Source organism: Vibrio genomosp. F10 str. 9ZD137, assembly GCF_049974785.1.
Lineage (GTDB): Bacteria > Pseudomonadota > Gammaproteobacteria > Enterobacterales > Vibrionaceae > Vibrio.
In genome coordinates, this window is sequence record NZ_JBNGCJ010001051.1 from 1 (window position 1) to 833 (window position 833).

Sequence of the window (833 nt, forward strand, 5' to 3'; positions counted from 1 at the left end):
CCGCAAACAATAAAAGCTGCATCGCAATCGTGATAACCGCTTTGTTATCAGTATACAAATAGGCAATGTTCTCTTTAAATACGACCGTTAGCGCAGCGGTAAATACGGCCAGTACAAGTCCTACAATAATGCCCACACGAGATGCGATCATCGCACCTTCGATGTTTTTCTGTCCCAACATATGACCCACTCGGATACTCACCGCAGCACCAATACTCATGGGTAGCATAAACACCAGTGAAGAGAAATTTATAGCGACTTGATGAGCCGCCACCACAAGAGCCCCTAATGGTGCGACTAAAAGTGCAACAACGGCAAACAGGGTGACCTCGAAGAACATCGCGGCCGCAACAGGAAAACCGAGTTTAAATAAACGAATTAGTGCTTTCGGTTGTGGTCGATGAAATTGGCCAAATAGCTGTATGTGGGCGAGGCGTTTCGACGTCACAACATAGAAAAGTAGCATCGCGAGCATTAACCAGTACACGATAGCAGTGGCGACGCCACAGCCCACACCGCCTAATGCGGGCGCACCAAACTTACCGTACACAAAAATCCAGTTAAGTGGAATGTTAACTAATAGCCCGATAAAACCAATCACCATGGCCGGTTTGGTGAGTGCTAATCCATCTGTGTAGCTACGCAGAGCCTGAAAAAGTAGAAAAGCGGGCACCGCAAAGATGACCGCAAACATATAGCCGTTCGTTTTTTCAGCCATTAATGCATCGACATTCATCATGTCCAGAATCCGTTGAGTCTGCATAAGCACAATAATAATGGGCACAGAAATCAGCAGCGCCATAGCAATCCCTTGATGGATTTAGATCGGAAGA

At 46.6% G+C, this 833-nt stretch carries 1 pseudogene; it reads right to left on the reverse strand.

Going from position 1 to position 833, the window contains the following annotated elements:
* Window positions 1-820: pseudogene (locus ACP45E_RS22295) on the reverse strand (MATE family efflux transporter); the annotation flags it as partial.
* Window positions 821-833: the final 13 nt, after the last annotated feature.